At 37.4% G+C, this 15,944-nt stretch carries 11 protein-coding genes, 1 pseudogene and 1 other annotated feature; of the genes and pseudogenes, 3 read left to right on the forward strand and 9 right to left on the reverse strand.

The genetic code is table 11. From position 1 onward, the window contains the following. Nucleotides 1–3: 3 nt before the first annotated feature. A complete protein-coding gene (locus HMPREF2810_RS02170) occupies nucleotides 4–1,188 on the forward strand; it encodes an AI-2E family transporter (RefSeq protein ID WP_002383671.1) in 1,185 nt (394 codons plus the stop codon). 186 nt (nucleotides 1,189–1,374) lie between these two features. Here HMPREF2810_RS02170 and HMPREF2810_RS02175 read toward each other — a convergent pair whose 3' ends face one another. Further along, a complete protein-coding gene (locus tag HMPREF2810_RS02175) occupies nucleotides 1,375–2,502 on the reverse strand; it encodes a 5-methyltetrahydropteroyltriglutamate--homocysteine S-methyltransferase (RefSeq protein ID WP_002383670.1) in 1,128 nt (375 codons plus the stop codon). A gap of 60 nt (nucleotides 2,503–2,562) precedes the next feature. Then, nucleotides 2,563–2,792, reverse strand: a binding site (T-box leader). A 117-nt stretch (nucleotides 2,793–2,909) separates the two neighbouring features. Further along, nucleotides 2,910–4,283 carry a PcsB-like coiled-coil domain-containing protein gene (locus HMPREF2810_RS02180; protein WP_002419226.1) on the reverse strand — a complete coding sequence of 458 codons (1,374 nt, stop codon included), beginning with the start codon at nucleotides 4,281–4,283 and terminating at the stop codon, nucleotides 2,910–2,912. A 185-nt stretch (nucleotides 4,284–4,468) separates the two neighbouring features. On the opposite strand from HMPREF2810_RS02180, the gene HMPREF2810_RS16195 reads away from it, so the two are divergent. Beyond that, the gene (locus tag HMPREF2810_RS16195) at nucleotides 4,469–4,648 is read left to right on the forward strand and encodes a hypothetical protein (protein WP_033591568.1); all 180 of its coding nucleotides are present in this window, start codon (nucleotides 4,469–4,471) and stop codon (nucleotides 4,646–4,648) included. A 61-nt stretch (nucleotides 4,649–4,709) separates the two neighbouring features. Here the strand turns inward: HMPREF2810_RS16195 and HMPREF2810_RS02190 are convergent. Next, a pseudogene (locus HMPREF2810_RS02190) lies at nucleotides 4,710–6,845 on the reverse strand (vWA domain-containing protein). 74 nt (nucleotides 6,846–6,919) lie between these two features. On the opposite strand from HMPREF2810_RS02190, the gene HMPREF2810_RS02195 reads away from it, so the two are divergent. Next, nucleotides 6,920–8,431 carry a helix-turn-helix domain-containing protein gene (locus HMPREF2810_RS02195; RefSeq protein WP_002383667.1) on the forward strand — a complete coding sequence of 504 codons (1,512 nt, stop codon included), beginning with the start codon at nucleotides 6,920–6,922 and terminating at the stop codon, nucleotides 8,429–8,431. A gap of 139 nt (nucleotides 8,432–8,570) precedes the next feature. Here the strand turns inward: HMPREF2810_RS02195 and HMPREF2810_RS02200 are convergent, their stop codons facing one another. The 6 genes from HMPREF2810_RS02200 to HMPREF2810_RS02225 form a co-directional block, all read right to left on the reverse strand. Next, complete coding sequence (locus HMPREF2810_RS02200; RefSeq protein WP_002383666.1) at nucleotides 8,571–9,794, reverse strand: amidohydrolase family protein; 1,224 nt, start codon at nucleotides 9,792–9,794, stop codon at nucleotides 8,571–8,573. A gap of 24 nt (nucleotides 9,795–9,818) precedes the next feature. Beyond that, nucleotides 9,819–11,240 carry a citrate transporter gene (locus HMPREF2810_RS02205; protein WP_371079487.1) on the reverse strand — a complete coding sequence of 474 codons (1,422 nt, stop codon included), beginning with the start codon at nucleotides 11,238–11,240 and terminating at the stop codon, nucleotides 9,819–9,821. Continuing rightward, nucleotides 11,240–12,301, reverse strand: coding sequence for an ureidoglycolate dehydrogenase (allD, locus tag HMPREF2810_RS02210; RefSeq protein ID WP_002413499.1), 1,062 nt, complete (start codon nucleotides 12,299–12,301; stop codon nucleotides 11,240–11,242). The genes HMPREF2810_RS02205 and allD overlap by 1 nt, the downstream gene beginning before the upstream one ends. 89 nt (nucleotides 12,302–12,390) lie before the next feature. Then, the gene (locus HMPREF2810_RS02215) at nucleotides 12,391–13,611 is read right to left on the reverse strand and encodes a dicarboxylate/amino acid:cation symporter (RefSeq protein WP_002361159.1); all 1,221 of its coding nucleotides are present in this window, start codon (nucleotides 13,609–13,611) and stop codon (nucleotides 12,391–12,393) included. A gap of 6 nt (nucleotides 13,612–13,617) precedes the next feature. After that, nucleotides 13,618–14,556: a carbamate kinase gene (gene arcC / locus HMPREF2810_RS02220; protein WP_002355252.1), complete on the reverse strand. Its 939-nt coding sequence runs from the start codon at nucleotides 14,554–14,556 to the stop codon at nucleotides 13,618–13,620. A 134-nt stretch (nucleotides 14,557–14,690) separates the two neighbouring features. Further along, nucleotides 14,691–15,944 carry an MFS transporter gene (locus HMPREF2810_RS02225; RefSeq protein ID WP_002355251.1) on the reverse strand — a complete coding sequence of 418 codons (1,254 nt, stop codon included), beginning with the start codon at nucleotides 15,942–15,944 and terminating at the stop codon, nucleotides 14,691–14,693.

Below are 15,944 nucleotides of genomic sequence, written 5' to 3' on the forward strand. Positions count from 1 at the left end.
CTTATGGATAAAGAAAGTACCAAGTGGATCCGCTTTTTAGGTGGGAAAAATTTACTTTACACATTAACTATCCTTTGTCTAATTGCTGTAACTATCTTTTTATTCAACACTGTTTCATTTATCTTTAAACCAATTTTTGTTATTTTTAGTGCCGTCTTAGGCCCGGTACTTTTTGGTATTATTCTATTTTATTTGCTTAATCCAATGGTGAAACGCCTTGAGAAAAAAATTCCCCGTGTTTGGGCGATTGCGATTCTCTATGTCTTAATTATTGCATTACTAGTGTTAGCTGGACTGCAACTTTTCCCAATTATCCAAGACCAAACGGAAGAATTAATCAAACAATTCCCAAGTTTTTGGAAAAGCACGCTCCAAGCAGTACAAGAATTTATGGCTAAAACACCTTTTGCAAAAGATTTAGAATCCGCTAATGAGTCGATTAATCAGCTCTGGGGCAAACTTGCAAACTCCTTTAAAGACTTTGCAGGGGATTACCTACAAACAGGCGCACAAGGTCTGGGAAGCGTCTTTTCTGCAGTCTCTTCTACTTTCCTAACCTTGTTTACAGGACCTATCATCGCCTTTTTCCTTTTAAAAGACAAAGAAAAGTTTTATCGCTTTGTAAAAGGCATCATTCCCCCAGCTTTTCGTCCTGATTTTGATGAATATAGCCAAATTGCCAACATTCAAATTGGCGATTATCTAAAAGGTCAAGTCATTGCTTCCTTGGTTTTAGGGATTATGTATTGGCCAGCTTTTCTATTAATTGGTTTACAATTTGGTAGCATTTTAGCTTTAGCTGCGGGTATTTTATGTATTATTCCTTATATCGGGCCATTTATTGCCTTTATTCCTGGATTGATTATTGCCTTTCAGGATTCCACATTTATGGTAGTAAAATTTGTTATCGTCTGGTTTGCCATCCAATTGATTCATGGAGATTTTGTTATTCCTCGTGTGATGGGCGATAAATTAAAAGTCCATCCGATTACTATTTTACTTGTCTTGTTAGTTATGGGTGAACTGTTTGGTTTAATGGGCGTTATTTTTGGGATTCCAATGTATTGCCTAGTTAAAGTGACAGTCATTTATTTATTCCGCAAATTCAAACAACGCTATAACCGCTTTTATGGTGACAATGGCGAGTATGAACACACGAATTTTACTAAAGATCAATATTTAAAATAATACAATGAAAAAGAGCGTGGGACAAAAATCACTTTGGATTTTTGTTCCACGCTCAAAAACTGATAAACGGCGGGAACAGAAGCAACTCCTTCGGAAATAAGCCGAAATTCTCCAAAAATTATAGAACAATTTTCGGAAATTCCTTCTTATTTCTCGGAGTTAAACACTTCTGTCCCGACCTTTTTTTTACCATACTTCTCTAGCAATTTCTTGAAGTAATTGAACTTTGCGCCATTGTTCTTCCTCCGTCAAACGATTTCCTTCTTCCGTCGAAGCAAAACCACATTGCGGACTAATACTTAAGTTTTCTAAAGGAACAAACTGTTGGGCTTCTTCAATTCGTGCTTTCACTTGTTCAGTCTCTTCTAATTCAGGAAACTTAGAAGTAACTAAACCTAAAACGACTTTGCTGCCATTATTTTGCCAATGTCTTAATGGTGAAAAGTCCCCTGCACGATCTGAGTCATATTCCAAGAAGAAACCATCATAATTCGTAGCAAATAATTCTTTTGCTATCGGTTCATAACCACCTGAAAATAACCAAGACGAAGCATGGTTCCCACGGCAAATGTGTGTGGTTACAGTTAAATCTTCTGGCTTGCCAGCTAAGGCTTCATTAATAATCGTGGTACACACTTGTGCAATTTCTTCTGGCTGTATTCCTTTCGCTCGTAATTCTTCTTGTTTTGTCTGATCCGCTAGAAACGCCCAATTTGTATCATCAAATTGCAAATAGCGGCAACCTTTCTCGTAAAAGGCCGCAATTGCATCTTTATATGTTTGTGCTAAATCCTTATAAAAAGCACCAATCTCTGGATAAATTGTTTGAATGCGCGAGGTGCCGTCGTTGGATAAAATTTCTTGACGTAAAATCATGGTTGGACTAGGGATCGTTGCTTTGGCTACCGTGCCATCACCAACTTCCACCACCTCTTTTAAAAATGAAAAGTCCTCTAAAAATGGATGTTGCGCAGGAAAAGATATTTTATCCACTACGCGGATATTATAGGCCGGAGCTGCTTTTCCATGAAAGGTTTGGTTATACCCCGTTTCTGGAATATAGCCTGTCACGCCATTTAATCCTTCTAAGAAATCAATATGCCAAAAACCGCGACGAAATTCACCATCTGTGATTCCCCGTAAGCCGCCAGCTTTTTGTTTTGCTACTAATGCTTTGATTTCTTCATCTTCAATAAGACGTAGCTCTGCTTGAGATAAAGCACCTGCTTGGACCTTTTTCCGTGCTTTCTTAATTGTTTCTGGACGTAAAAAACTTCCCACATGATCAACTGTAAAAGGAATCTGACTACTCATTTGCCTCACTCTTTCCTATTTTTATTTATAAAAAAACGCCCTTTTACTAGCCGTAACTAGTAAAAGGGCGATTATTATCGCGGTACCACCTTTTTTCGGAAAGATGACTCTTTCCCTTCAACTGACAATCATAATCAGCGGTCTTGTTAACGAAAGACATTACGTTTTTGCCTACGTTTCGACAAAAATTCCTCCTAGGCCATTTTTCGATACAGACATCTAACTTTTTTCACCAACCAAAGTCTCTCTACCAGCTGTCTTGCATTTACTTTCCTATTCAACGGAAATTATTAGATTATAATTAGAATACCACGTTTAGCAAATTTGTCAACGGAGACGGATGAAATAGTAACGAAAAAAGCAGCTTCTTTTCAGAAGCTGCTTACGTCTATTTTTATCATTGCTGATTAGGCAGAGTGTCCTACAATTGTGCTACCTGAGTAACCAAAACCGACACGTGTAATACCTGGGTTAATTTCCCAATCACGGTGACCGCTACCTGAAGCTGTTACCATGTTTGTTTCATTGTACCACGCCATGATTACTGAGTTACCTGGAGCCCACATAATTGCGATAACTTCATCTCCGCGAGACCAGTGATCATTTGGGATACCACCTGCTTCAACTTGTGCTGCACGAGCAGTTGCAGAAGCTGCTAAACCTGCATCCCATACTACTGGACGTAAACCTAATGATTGACGTAGAACGTTCAATGCATTGATTGTTGGATCAGCAGAAGGTGTTGGTGTTGGTGGTGTTGGTTTCTCTGGTTCTGGTGTAGGTGTTGGTGTAACTGTTCCACCACCAGTTTGGCCACCATTATTTCCATTATCACTTGGTGTTGTAGGTTGTACTGGTTGTTCTGATGAAGAAGAGCCAGTATTTTCTGTTGCACTATTATCTGTACTTGGTGTAGTTGTTTCAGTTGTTTGTTGCGTGCTTGATTCAGTTGCTGAGCTTGAGCTTGCTGGTGCTTGTGCTTCTGTTGTTGATGAAGAGGCAACTGGTGCTTCTGCTTTCACTTCAGCTTTAGCTGGTTTTGCAGCAGCTTGTTTGGCTTTTTCAGCTGCAGCTTTTTGTTCAGCAGCTAAACGTGCTTGCTCTGCTTCAGCAGCTGCTTTTTGTTTTTCTAAGCCAGCTTTAGAACTTTCAGCAGATGATTGTTCTAATGCTAATGAAGCTTTCATTACGTTTAATTCAGATTGTTTAGAAAGTAAATCTTGACGTTTTGTTTCTAATTCAGCTTCTGTTGCTTCAAGTTGTTTCACTTTTTTCTCGTTTTCAGCTTTTTTATCAACAACAGCTTGTTTGTCTTCTTTTTGTTGTTGCATTAAGTCGTTGTTGGCATTTACGATTGTTGAAACAGCTTGAACACGGCTGATTGCGTCTGCAACTGAGTCCGCATCTAAAACTGCATCTAGCATTGTTGTGCTTTGTCCATTAACTTGAACATCGCGTGCTTGATTTTTGATTGCTTCGTTACGTTTTTCAATACGTTGATTCAAGTTTGTAATTTCTTGTTGTAATTGTTCTGATTTTGCTTTTAGTGTTTGCTTTTGTTCACGTAAAGCCATGCTTTCATCAAATACTGAAGATACTTCTGCTTCTAAAGAAGATACTTGTGAAGCTAAATCCCCTTGTTTTGCTTTTAATGATGAAATTTCTTGATTTTTTTCTTCAATTTTTTTATCAACATTGTCCGCCAAAGCGATGCTTGGGGTAGCAATTGCTGATAGCGTTAATGAACATAGTAATACTGATGCAAATAGACGTTTCTTCACTTGTCATTCCTCCGAATTAATTTCTAAAGTTTATTTAAAATATCTTAATCTTTTCTTACGACAAAAACATTCTACCACACCCATATTTCAATTAAGCAATAGAAATGTTACAAAAACATTTCAGATCATTCCTTCTTTCTTCATAATAGGTAAACTTACCTTTTGTAAGGTTTTTACACCTTGTCATGACTGGTTTTCACGTGTTTTCAATTGTTAAACAATTCTTCGATTTTTTTTCATATTTTTTCTTTTTTTATTCAAATTTTGCTTCTTTTTTGTCGATATATGCTTTTTTTCGTAAAATTAATCATTTTTCCTTCTTTTTATCAAACGTTTTTGTTACAAAATTCGTTATATTTTGGTAATGAATCAAGAAAAAGGCCGCTTCGTTGAGCCGCCTTTTATTGCTTTATTTAAAGAATTATTTTAGTTTCTCTGCTTAAGTAAATAGAATCCAGATAAACCTACCAATAAACCACCTAATAGTAAGAATACTCTTTGAAATTTCTGGGTTTCGTTTGTTTTTGGTAAATGTGTGTCATTGGGTGTAGCCTTCGTTATTTTTTTTGCTGTTGTGTTCGTCTCTGCTAAGAAATTATTATCCTTGAGTTCTGAGGTTGCTGTGGTAGTTTCTAAAACAATTGTTTTTTCAGCACTCGAATTTGTCGTAGCAGTCTCAGAACTTAAAGACTCATTCGTACTTGTATCTGTTGTGCTGGAAACAACTTCTTTACGACGATTGGTAAGGATAAATTCATCCTTTGTCTTTGTCATTATACTGTCAAATTCAGATGGCACGTTCACTTCTTCTATCTGATATATAAAGTCTTCACCCCTGTTATTAAACTTTGGTAATACTACTTCTGCGCCATTAACCGTTACTTGATTAATCAGCTTTTGATAGCCTTCTTTTTTGGTTAGTTGCATGACTTCTGAAGTAGACCAAGCAGCTTCTTCTGTTGTCGCTTTTCGAGTTACTTGATATTGAATTGCTTCTGGAATTTCTTTTTCTGCAATATTTTCCCAGTTCTTAATCAATTTTAATTGTACAGTAGGTGCTTTAATTGCTGGAATCGGAAAATCAACTGCTTCTTCTTCTGGAGTTGGCTGTAACGTAGTACGATCATTACATAAAAACCATGTATCTCCTTTAAAATCATTTGTTTCTGTGTTCAATCTAATCTGATAAGTTAATGTTAAACGTTCGTTCTTTCCTAATGAAATAGTAGAAATATGGAGCACTTGATTTTCTTCTGTAACTACGACATCAGTCAATAAGTCACTAGCCTCTAACCATTCACCCGTTGGTATTTTTCGCCAACCTTTTAGTTGGTAGTTATCTTCTGTGAAATTCCCAGCACCTTGTAAAAGAATATTTTCTCCCATCGGATCGATAATGAGCCCCTCATGGATAGTATTATTGATACTCCCAGCTAATTCTTTCAGCGCAGTGCCCAAGCCAGATAAATTTTCATCAATAATCAAATAATTTTTAGGATCAGAAGCTATATTCCTACTAATATACTCTCCTCTTAACGAAGGATTAGCTGCAATTGAATAATAAGTATCTCCTGATTTTTTTAGAGAAACAATGGTTCCTAACGTATTATCTGTCACTGTTGTACTGTTTGTTTGGATAGCGTTAGCATCAGTAGAAGCACTGTTACTTGTATAGTACTGATTGGATTCTGTTTGAAACTCTTCCATGTAGGACGATGTATGGTAACCGTTGTAATCGATAATTTCACCATTATTGGGATAGATTTGAGCATTTTCTCTAGGTAAAAAACTAGCATTTGCACTCCCATCACCAATATGAACCAACATCTTTTTTGCATTTGGACGACTTTTTTCAGCCAATAAACGTTGCCCTTCTAGCAAGCCTTTTTGCATAAATGTACCTGAATGTGGTTCGGCTGTATTTCTTAAAAAGTCTTATAAGTCATTCATGTCTGTAGAAAAATCCGCGGTGGAGTAAGTTAGTCGATTATAGGCAACAATACCAATTCGAACATGACCATCTGTTAATGAATCTGAAAGTTCTTCGCCGAATTGTTGCAAGCCTTTCAAAGCGTTGTTTAATTTTTCACCTTTCATTGATGAAGAATAGTCAATCACTAACACTAGATCAATGGGGCTTTCTGTTTGATTTCCTTTTACATCTAAAGTCACATTAAAAAGCCCTTGCTGGCCTGTTACAGCCGCCACGCTTTTCTTCAAATAAGCTTCATCTCCATAATTCACATATTTTTCTTCGTCAAATGTCGCTTCAGGGGCATGACCATAATCATAATTGTATGTATCTCCCTCACTAATTCCGTTCGTTAAATAATGACCTTGTTCGTCATTTTTATAGTTAAAATTGTATGTTTCTGCGGAAACGTCTATACTAAAAATAATCATTAGGAAAAAGAACATAAATAAAAATAAGGTTGTTTTTTTCAATTTTTTTAACTCCTTTGTGGTAAGTAATTTCTCATTCAAATGAAATTTGAGCGATATATGTAACTTACTACAGAAATAACTTTTAAGGAGACAAAAAAATGTACTTGCTAAGTACATTTTTTTAAACAATCGAATAAAAAACAAGTTATACTTATTTTAACAAAAAGAATCGAACCAATTGGAGAAGAATAATGGAAATATTAGACACTTTTTTCGGCTCAGAAGTTAAAAAGGAATTGGATTTACTGCGTTTGTTGTACCATAAAAAAAACTTTATTCGTATTGAAACACTTAGTCAATTGTTACAAATGGATCGACGTTCAATTAATAAATACTACGAATCCTTAATTAGTAAACCTTATGTATTGGCTAATAATTGTTCACATATTTTCTCTGCCGAGCGAGGTAAAGGCTATTGTTTCATGGGATCAAAAAAAGAATATAAAATTTTGACGAAGCAAATTTTGCAAAGTAGTCCGTATTTTACATTGCTCGAAAAACTATTCTTTGAAAGCAATGTTCATTTAACAAAATTTAGTATGGACCAATTCTTATCCGAATCAACTGTTCGGCATAAGGTTGCTGAGTTAGATACCATTTTAAAAACCTTTGATTTTTCGATCCAGAGAACCAAAGGCGAGATTCGTTTAGTTGGTGCTGAACCACGCATTCGTTTTTTCATGATTGCTTTCTATTGGCGCGTTTTTTCTGGTCTCGATTGGCCATTTGCTGACGTTTCGCAAACAAAATGTGAAACCCTTGCGAAAGAACTGATTGCTTTAGGCTATTTTCCAGCTAATCAATTGAATATGAAACTTATTTGTTATATTTTAGCGGTAAATATTATTCGTTATCGAAAGGGATTCCAGATAAATTTCCTGCTTTCTGAATCTATTTCTTCTTTATCTGATGAAGATCAAGAAGTACTGCTTCAATTTGTTGATACTCATCATCTACTAAAAGAACATTTAGAAAATCAATTAACGAACGCCTTTCTGTTACCCAAGAGTGAAAGCCAGCTGATTTTTTTATTTCTATTAACAAATACAACAGTACAACTCTCGAACAAACATTTTATAGATTTAATCGAACCTAACCAACCATTTTCAGAGACGAATTCTTTTATTAAAAAGATTCTTCACTCCCTTGAAACAGAAAACCCTCATGCCTTTGAAACGACAAAAAACAGGGGCTTATTCACAAAACAATTAGTGGCTGGTCTTCTTTTCGTAGAGTTATTTGAACAAATGGATTTTACACTTACTGGCTACAATATTAAGAAGTATTTATTACAAAATTTTGCTCATTTATTTGAGCATGCACAAAAGATAGTCGCCGAGCAAGACATCTATGTTTCGAACCCAGCTAAACAAACTGGCTTAGGCCTTCAATTATCGACGGCCTACACGTTAATTACTGCTCCAACAGCTTTCAATCAAACAATTCACATAAAAATAGAAACAGACTTACCTACACCGATTGAAGCGATTATCATTCAACGAATTCGTGAAACGTTTGCAAGTTTCTATCACCTTGCAATTAATCAATTGTCTGAAGAAGATAGGTACGACCTTTATTTAAGCACTACGCCTTTGCTGCAAGTAAAACAAGCTGCACCATTTTTATTAATTAATGCGCAAGTTTCTTTACCTGACTTACTAGCGATTCAAGAACAATTAGATCGGTTGGTAGCAAAGAAATGATTTAATTCTGTTATAAATAGAACTCGAGGAACAAAAAAATAACTAAAACAGGATCAATCAAACACATCTTCACCTTTATCAAAAAAAGCTCAAAAAGTTAGTTGCGCAAACTAACCTTTTGAGCTTTTTGATTTTTTTCTTAACGAATGATTTCGACTTTTTTGTCTGTCTTGACTGTAACACGGCCGTTTTTAATAACATATAACCGTTCTGGAATATCAATAATCGCATGTTCAACCACTTTTGTGTCTAATAAGACTAAATCTGCTTTATTCCCAACTGCGACACCGTATCCTTCTAGTCCCATCGCACGAGCAGGACTTGTTGTTACCATTGGTAGCACTGTTTTTAAGTCATCCGCTCCACCTAGGTGCCCAACAGGAATGGCTAGCATCGCTGTTTGAACAATATCCCCTGTGCCATATGGTGTAAAAGCATTGCGAATATTATTTGTAGCAATACAGATATTCACGCCACCATCGCGTAATTTACGGATTGGCGTAACCGCACGTCGAACATTGTACTGATCACCGCGAGCTCCTAAATGTAAATCCGTTGCTGGTAAAGCCATCACGCTAATATTTGCTTCCGCCATTTTTGCAATAATAGGCGCCAATTCTGCTTCAGGTAAGGCATGCAATGCCGTTAAGTGGCCCACTGAAACACGGCCTTGGTAGCCTTCAGCGATGGTTTTTTCACATAAATATTCAATACTCATATCATCAGCTTCATCGGCAAAATCTTGGTGTAAATCTACATCTTTATCATATTTTTTAGCAATTTCAAACACTAAATCAATATGTTCTTTCGCTGGTGCATCATTATAAGGAATACCGCCGACAACGTCTGCGCCCATATCCATTGCTTCATACATCATTTGTTCTGTTCCAGGGGCTTTAAAAATTCCTTCTTGCGGAAACGCAACTACTTGCATGTCAATTAACTCTTTGTATTCTTCTTTCAAACGCATAATTGTTTTGAAGCCAGTAAAACCTTGCGCTGGGTCAAATTCTGCATGCGTTCTTAACGCCGTGGTTCCATGAACGATTAACATTTCTAAGGCACGTTTAGCACGGTCGTAAATGTCTTCTTCGGTAAATGTTGGTTTTAATTCCGCGGTTACTTCAATCGCTTCTTTCAACGTACCTGATTTATTTGGTTTACGATCAGCGATTAATGCCTTGTCCAAATGTAAATGGCTTTCTACAAAACCTGGGATTAAAACACGACCATCTGCTTCGATGACTTCTTTGGCATCGCCAGTAATAACTGGGGCGATTTCAATGATTTTTCCTTCTTTAATAGCTACATCTTGTAATGCTTCACCGTCTTGAAGACGAACTTGTTTAATTAATAAATCCATGTTTTCCACTCCCTAAATTGTTTTTTATCCAAAGATTAAACCGATAACTAATAATAGTACAGAGGCAATACTTAACCATTTCACGTTTCCTTTAACTACATCCAAAATTGGAATTTGGAAGCCTGAAGATAAAGCTTGCATAGTAATATTAACGAAACTCATTTGACTACCTAAACCAACACCCATTGCTACAAAACCTAATGCTAACGGCGGGAAGTTCAACGATACAGCAACTGGTAGCACTAAAGTTAAAACAGAACCTACGTAGGCCCCAGCTGGAATCCCAATTAAAATCCCTGTTAAAATGGCAACTGGCACGACAATAAAGGCTGGTGCATTTTCAGCAACACCTGCGATGACAGCAAACGTTCCTGTTTGTGCAATAACATTAATAAAGGCTAAGAAAATCCCTACTTGGAATAAACGAGTCAAAATATATGTAGACCCATCTACCATCGCTTCGACAGATTTGTTCATTGAGAAATCTGTACATAAGAAAATTAAAACTAATGTTAAAATCATGTATACAAGTGGCGTAAAGAAGGCAAAACCAATTAAATCATTCACAATTGGTCCAAAAATTACAGCAAACAATAAGAAAATGGCTGGCAAGGTAATTTTAAATAATTCACCATTGCTCTTTTTATCAAATTCATCATCTGCCGACTCTTTAAAGCCAACATTTCTATGTTTCGTGCCCCAAAAGGCTAAAACAATCGCTAATGCTACGAAGAATAACCAGTAAGGTCGCATGGTTGAAACATATGAACCGACACTGATATCACCTAATTTTGAAACAATACTTGATTCTAATGAAGCGGGTGATGTTGTAAATGATACCGCAGCAGCTAAAGACATTGCTGCAATTAATTCAGGAACAACGCCAACTGCGGCAAAGGCCAATGGCGCAATAACCATCGCACTTCCGCCACCAATTCCTGACATATATGTGGCTGCGGCTAATAAGATAACAATAAAAGCTGAAACATACTCGACTTTTCCTTTTGTGCCTCGTTTGGCTAAAGTTAATGCAGCTGAATAACTACCTGCTTTAAAGACCGCCATCGCAACAGCTGAATTAATGATGGGAACGGTAATTCCTAACATCATTGGGATAGCTTCCAACATCTGTTTATTCGCTTCTTTTAGTCCAATGCCACCAATCAGCATCGCTAAGACGCCACCAATTAAACCAGCAATAATCATATCGACTTTCATAAACAATAGAACCAAAACAACAATCAACGGAATAATCACAACTAATGCCATGATTCCTGTCGGGGCAACTACATCCCCAATCTCATCAGCAAAGGCCGCAACTGGCACAAAAATACTAACTAAAAATGCAAAAATAAGTGCTACTTTTGACGATTTTTTCATTTTACTTTCCTCCAATAGAAAGAAGGCGAGAGCAACGCAGCAGCGAATACTCTCTGCGCTCCTCATTATTTGGCAAAGGCACCTTGCCCGCCATATTTATCGTAATGTACAATCTCACTAACTAAATAATCATAAATACTTTGTGGAATTTCAATGCCTTCTGACATGGCTTTTTGATAGTTTAGCTGACCAATTTCTCCTGGATAGTAAACTTGTTGAAACCCTTCTGCTGTAGGCACACTATGAAGTTCTTCCACCATTTGATTAATATTTTCTTTAAATCGTTCAGAATCTGTAAAGCGGCTTGGATCAATGACTAAGAACATCTGACCCAGATTCCGTTTCTCCGTTAAATCCGCATACATGGAGCTGACATGTTTACCAAAAGGTAAGCCTAACAACGAACCAGCTAAGACATCGACCATCATCATTAGTCCATATCCTTTTGGTCCTGAAATCGGTAATAAACCTCGTACTTCATAAGGATCAGTCGTTGGCTGGCCTTTTTCGTCTACTGCCCACGTGTCGGGAATTTCAACATCTCTTGAACGTGCATCTAAAATTTTCCCCCAAGCCTGTACTGTCGTAGCCATATCAAACACGACTGGTTCATGACCTGCTCTAGGTGCTGCAAAAGCGATTGGATTTGTCCCAAAATAATTGCTTGTACCACCAAACGGTACCACCATTGGATCAGATTGACACATCGAAAGAGCAACCATGCCTTGTTCCGCTGCTTTTTTAACATAATACGATAACGTCCCGCTATGACTCGTTTGAGAAACACCAACATATGCTAACCCTGATTCTTTGGCTAGATCAACTGCAGCAGCTAATGCTTCGTTACAAACAAATTGACCCACGCCATTATCGCCATGAAAAATGGCAGTGGACGGTCCAGTTTTTTCAAATGATAATTCGGGGTCAATCGTGATCCCGCCTTTTGCAATCCGTTCCGCATAATAATCCATACGAACCGCCCCATGTGAATGAATACCGCTAGCATCTGCAAAAGTTAAATGTCGAGCAACTTCTTCGGCATGTTCAGAATGTAAACCAGCAGCTTCTAATTTTTGTTTCATCAGCTTTTCTAATTTCTCCGGTGTAACGACAACCATTTCTTCCATTGCGCTTGCTCCTTTATCATTAATCTTAAAAAAGGGAAAGAAAACAAGTGATTTTCTTCTTCGTCCTTGCATTTCCTCCCTTTTTTTCACTACTTATTGCTACTGTTAAAGACAGTATAGTCAATTTCATCCACTGATTTTGCAACTAGAATAGCAGAGTAAACATCTGAATTGACATTTAAAATTGTTCGTAACATGCCAACAAACCATTCGACGCCTGCAAAAATTGCAATACTCTCAATGGGTAAACCCATTTGCGGAACAATCACTGCCAGTGAGACTAAGCCCGCACCGGGAACAACTGCGTTTGCTAGTGAGACAAACGTTGCTGTAATTGCTAAGTAAATCATTTTCGTAATATCAAACTCTAGCTGATACATCTGAGCGATAGTCATTACAGTAAAAGCCATATGCATCGCTGAACCGTTACTGTTTAACGACATACCTAACGGCAACACTAAGTTAGTAATTCGCTTACTTAAACCTAATTTTGTTTCTGTTTCTTCCAAAGCTACTGGTAAAGTAATTGCTGAAGAAGTTGTCGCCAAGGCCATCACAGACATATTTTTCATGTTTGTAATTAAACGTAGTGGACTTACTTTACAGTACAATGTGATAACCAAAATCCAGATGCCCAAAAATAAAATAGTTCCTAATCCATAGACCAATAGATACTTCACTAACGGTAAAATAATTTGAAGGCCTAAGTGACTAATTGTTGAAGCAATTAAAGCAAAAATCCCCAGAGGTGCTAGATACATGACGTATCGAATGACTGTAATGATAACTTCATTAAAGTCCACAATTATTTGGAAGAGTTGTGTCTCTGGATGGCTTTGTAAGTATTTATTCAGTGCTAAACCAAAAAATAATGCAAAGACAATAATTTGAATAATCGATCCTTGAGTCAGTGAATCAAAAATATTTTTCGGAACGAAATTTAAAATCGTATCAGTGATTGAGATTTCTTGCGCTTTAATAGAAGCATCTTGGAAGCCAGTCATTTTAACACCGTATCCTGGATTAAAAATGACTGCCATTAGGACGCCCCATAAAGCGGCAGCTAAGGAGGAAATCCCGAAAACAGCGATTGTTCTACCCCCAAGGCTCGTTAGTTCTTTTGGATTAATACTGCCAACTGCTTGGACAATTTGCCCTAAGATCAAGATAGGAATAGCCATTTGCATCAGTCGCAAAAAGACATCTCCAACTATTTTCAAGTAATTGCCGCTAGCAGGAATCAAGAGTCCTACGAGGATTCCTACGACAACAGCAATTGCAATTTGGGTGATCATGGACGGTTTTTTCATGGTAAACTACCCCTTTTGACTGATCACAGTTCCTGCTTCTTTATCGATGTTTTCTAAGTTTTCGATAGAAGTAATGATTGCTTTCCGTTTGTCATCACCTTTTACGAAGTCTAAGGCAGCTTCGATTTTTGGTAGCATACTACCAGCAGCAAAGTGACCTTCTTTAATGTATTCTTCTGCTTCGGCTACACTGATTTGTTCTAATGCTTTTTGATCTGGTTGATTGTAATTAATGTAGATGTTATCAACGCCTGTCAAAATAATCAAACGGTCTGCATCAACGTTTTCAGCTAAAACACGTGCAGAGAAATCTTTGTCGTTAACCGCTTCCACACCTACGTATTGTCCGTCTTCTGCTACGACAGGAATGCCCCCGCCACCAGAACAGATAGTTAAAACGTCCGCCTCTACTAAAGCACGAACCGCCTCTTTTTCAACAATTTCTTTAGGCATTGGTGATGGAACAACTTTTCGGTAGCCACGGCCAGCATCTTCCACATACGTAGAGCCATCTTTGGCTGCTTCCGCGTCAGCTTCTTCTTTTGTATAGAATGGACCAATTGGTTTTGATGGTTTTTTAAACGAAGGATCTTCTTTGTCCACACGCACTTGTGTAACTACAGAGATAACTGGTTTAGCAATGTTACGTTTTTCAAACTCATTAGTTAAAGCATTTTGTAACCAGTAACCGATGCTTCCTTGTGTCATCGCAACACAAGTATCCAATTTCAACGCTGGATTTTTTTCACTTTCTCCTGCTTTTTGTTGTAAAAGCAAATTCCCTACTTGTGGTCCGTTTCCGTGACAGACAATGACTTGTTCCCCTTTGGCAACAAATTCTGCAATATATTTGGCCGCGTGATTAACGACGGCTTTTTGGCCTTCATCTGTTGGATCCGTATCTAAAATAGCATTCCCACCTAGGGCAATTACGTTTAAACTCATTGATTGATTCGCTCCTTTTTAGTAAAGCAAAGACAAAATCTTTTCAGTATCGACGGATAAGAAATAATTTGTTTACGAAATGAAAGATTTTGTCTTGCTCATTTTGATTGTTTCAGTCATTATCGAAGGGATAATTAACCTAATTTCGGTTTACTTTCATCTTTAGCTAAGAAAGCAAAAGCTAGTAAACCAATAACTAATAGTACACAAGAAAGATAGAAGCCAACTTGCATTGAGCCTGCTGTATCTGCTAAATATCCTGTGACATACGGTGCTAGGATTGACCCTGACATCCCGATAAAATTATAGGCACTTAACGTTGTTCCTAAGGCCGCTTTTGGTGCATGTTTGGTAACAAAAGTCACCATAATTGGATCTAACGCTAATTTCCCTGTTAACCCATAAAGAATTAAAACAGAAATTAACAATGTCCGATTTGTTACAAAAGCAATCGCAAAGACAGATAGGATTGCTAAAGGTACTAATGTAAAGACTAATTTTTTCGTCGCACCTGTTTTATCATTCAAACGAGCGAAGATTAAGGCGCCTGGAATAGAGGCCCATGGTACAAGTGATGAAATGAAACCAACGCTCGCTCCTGTAAAGCCACGTTCAGCAATTAAAAATTGTGGCAACCAAGTAATAATGACAAAGTTTGCATAAATACTTGTGAAACATAAAATAAATGCGGCTAATAAATTACGATTTGAAAAAATTTCTTTTAATGAGATCTTTTCTTGCGGTCCTTCTTCAGCAGCTGCTCGTGCAGCTTCTTCGCCAGGACGAATCACTTTTTCTTTCAAAATTGTATAGAAAAGAATTCCTACGATAAACGTTGGAATCGCCATGATAAAGAATGGTTTGCTCCAATGTTCACCATTTTCTAAAACCAACTTACTTGAAAGTAAGTACCCACCTGATGTACCGAAGGCCATCCCACTATTGATGATGGCATTACCGATGGTCCGTTTACTTGCTGGAATCGCTTCTGTCGATAGCGCATATTGCGGGCCATAGTAAGCGCCTTGACCAATACCAGCAATTGCACGAATGACTAAAAACATAACAAAGGTTGTCGCTAATCCACTAAAATAAGTAGAAATAGCAAGAACGATAAACCCAACAGCAATGACTAATTTCCGCCCAATTTTATCGCCAATCATCCCAAAAGGAATCTGTGCAACAGCATAGGTTAGAAAGAAGATACTATTGGCTAAACCAAGTTGTGTGTTACTTAGACCAAATTGTTCTCCAATGACCCCCATCACTGGATTAAAAATAGTTCGTGTTGCGTACATTAAAATCCAGCCTACGAAGAAAATGGCTACGACTTTAATCCAGTAACTATTGCTCACTTGCACTGCTTGATTTTTTTTACTATTCTCCAT

Origin of the sequence: Enterococcus sp. HMSC078F03, from assembly GCF_001811595.1 — a bacterium.
Lineage (GTDB): Bacteria > Bacillota > Bacilli > Lactobacillales > Enterococcaceae > Enterococcus > Enterococcus faecalis.

What these genes read in the sequence shown, in the direction of transcription:
- HMPREF2810_RS02170 (WP_002383671.1), top strand. Translation starts at nt 4, where the DNA reads ATGGATAAAGAAAGTACCAAGTGGATCCGCTTTTTAGGTGGGAAAAAT.
- HMPREF2810_RS02175 (WP_002383670.1), bottom strand. Translation starts at nt 2,502, where the DNA reads ATGAGTAGTCAGATTCCTTTTACAGTTGATCATGTGGGAAGTTTTTTA.
- HMPREF2810_RS16195 (WP_033591568.1), top strand. Translation starts at nt 4,469, where the DNA reads ATGACTGGTTTTCACGTGTTTTCAATTGTTAAACAATTCTTCGATTTT.
- HMPREF2810_RS02195 (WP_002383667.1), top strand. Translation starts at nt 6,920, where the DNA reads ATGGAAATATTAGACACTTTTTTCGGCTCAGAAGTTAAAAAGGAATTG.
- HMPREF2810_RS02200 (WP_002383666.1), bottom strand. Translation starts at nt 9,794, where the DNA reads ATGGATTTATTAATTAAACAAGTTCGTCTTCAAGACGGTGAAGCATTA.
- HMPREF2810_RS02205 (WP_371079487.1), bottom strand. Translation starts at nt 11,240, where the DNA reads ATGAGGAGCGCAGAGAGTATTCGCTGCTGCGTTGCTCTCGCCTTCTTT.
- allD (WP_002413499.1), bottom strand. Translation starts at nt 12,301, where the DNA reads ATGGAAGAAATGGTTGTCGTTACACCGGAGAAATTAGAAAAGCTGATG.
- HMPREF2810_RS02215 (WP_002361159.1), bottom strand. Translation starts at nt 13,611, where the DNA reads ATGAAAAAACCGTCCATGATCACCCAAATTGCAATTGCTGTTGTCGTA.
- arcC (WP_002355252.1), bottom strand. Translation starts at nt 14,556, where the DNA reads ATGAGTTTAAACGTAATTGCCCTAGGTGGGAATGCTATTTTAGATACG.
- HMPREF2810_RS02225 (WP_002355251.1), bottom strand. Translation starts at nt 15,944, where the DNA reads ATGGAGAATAGTAAAAAAAATCAAGCAGTGCAAGTGAGCAATAGTTAC.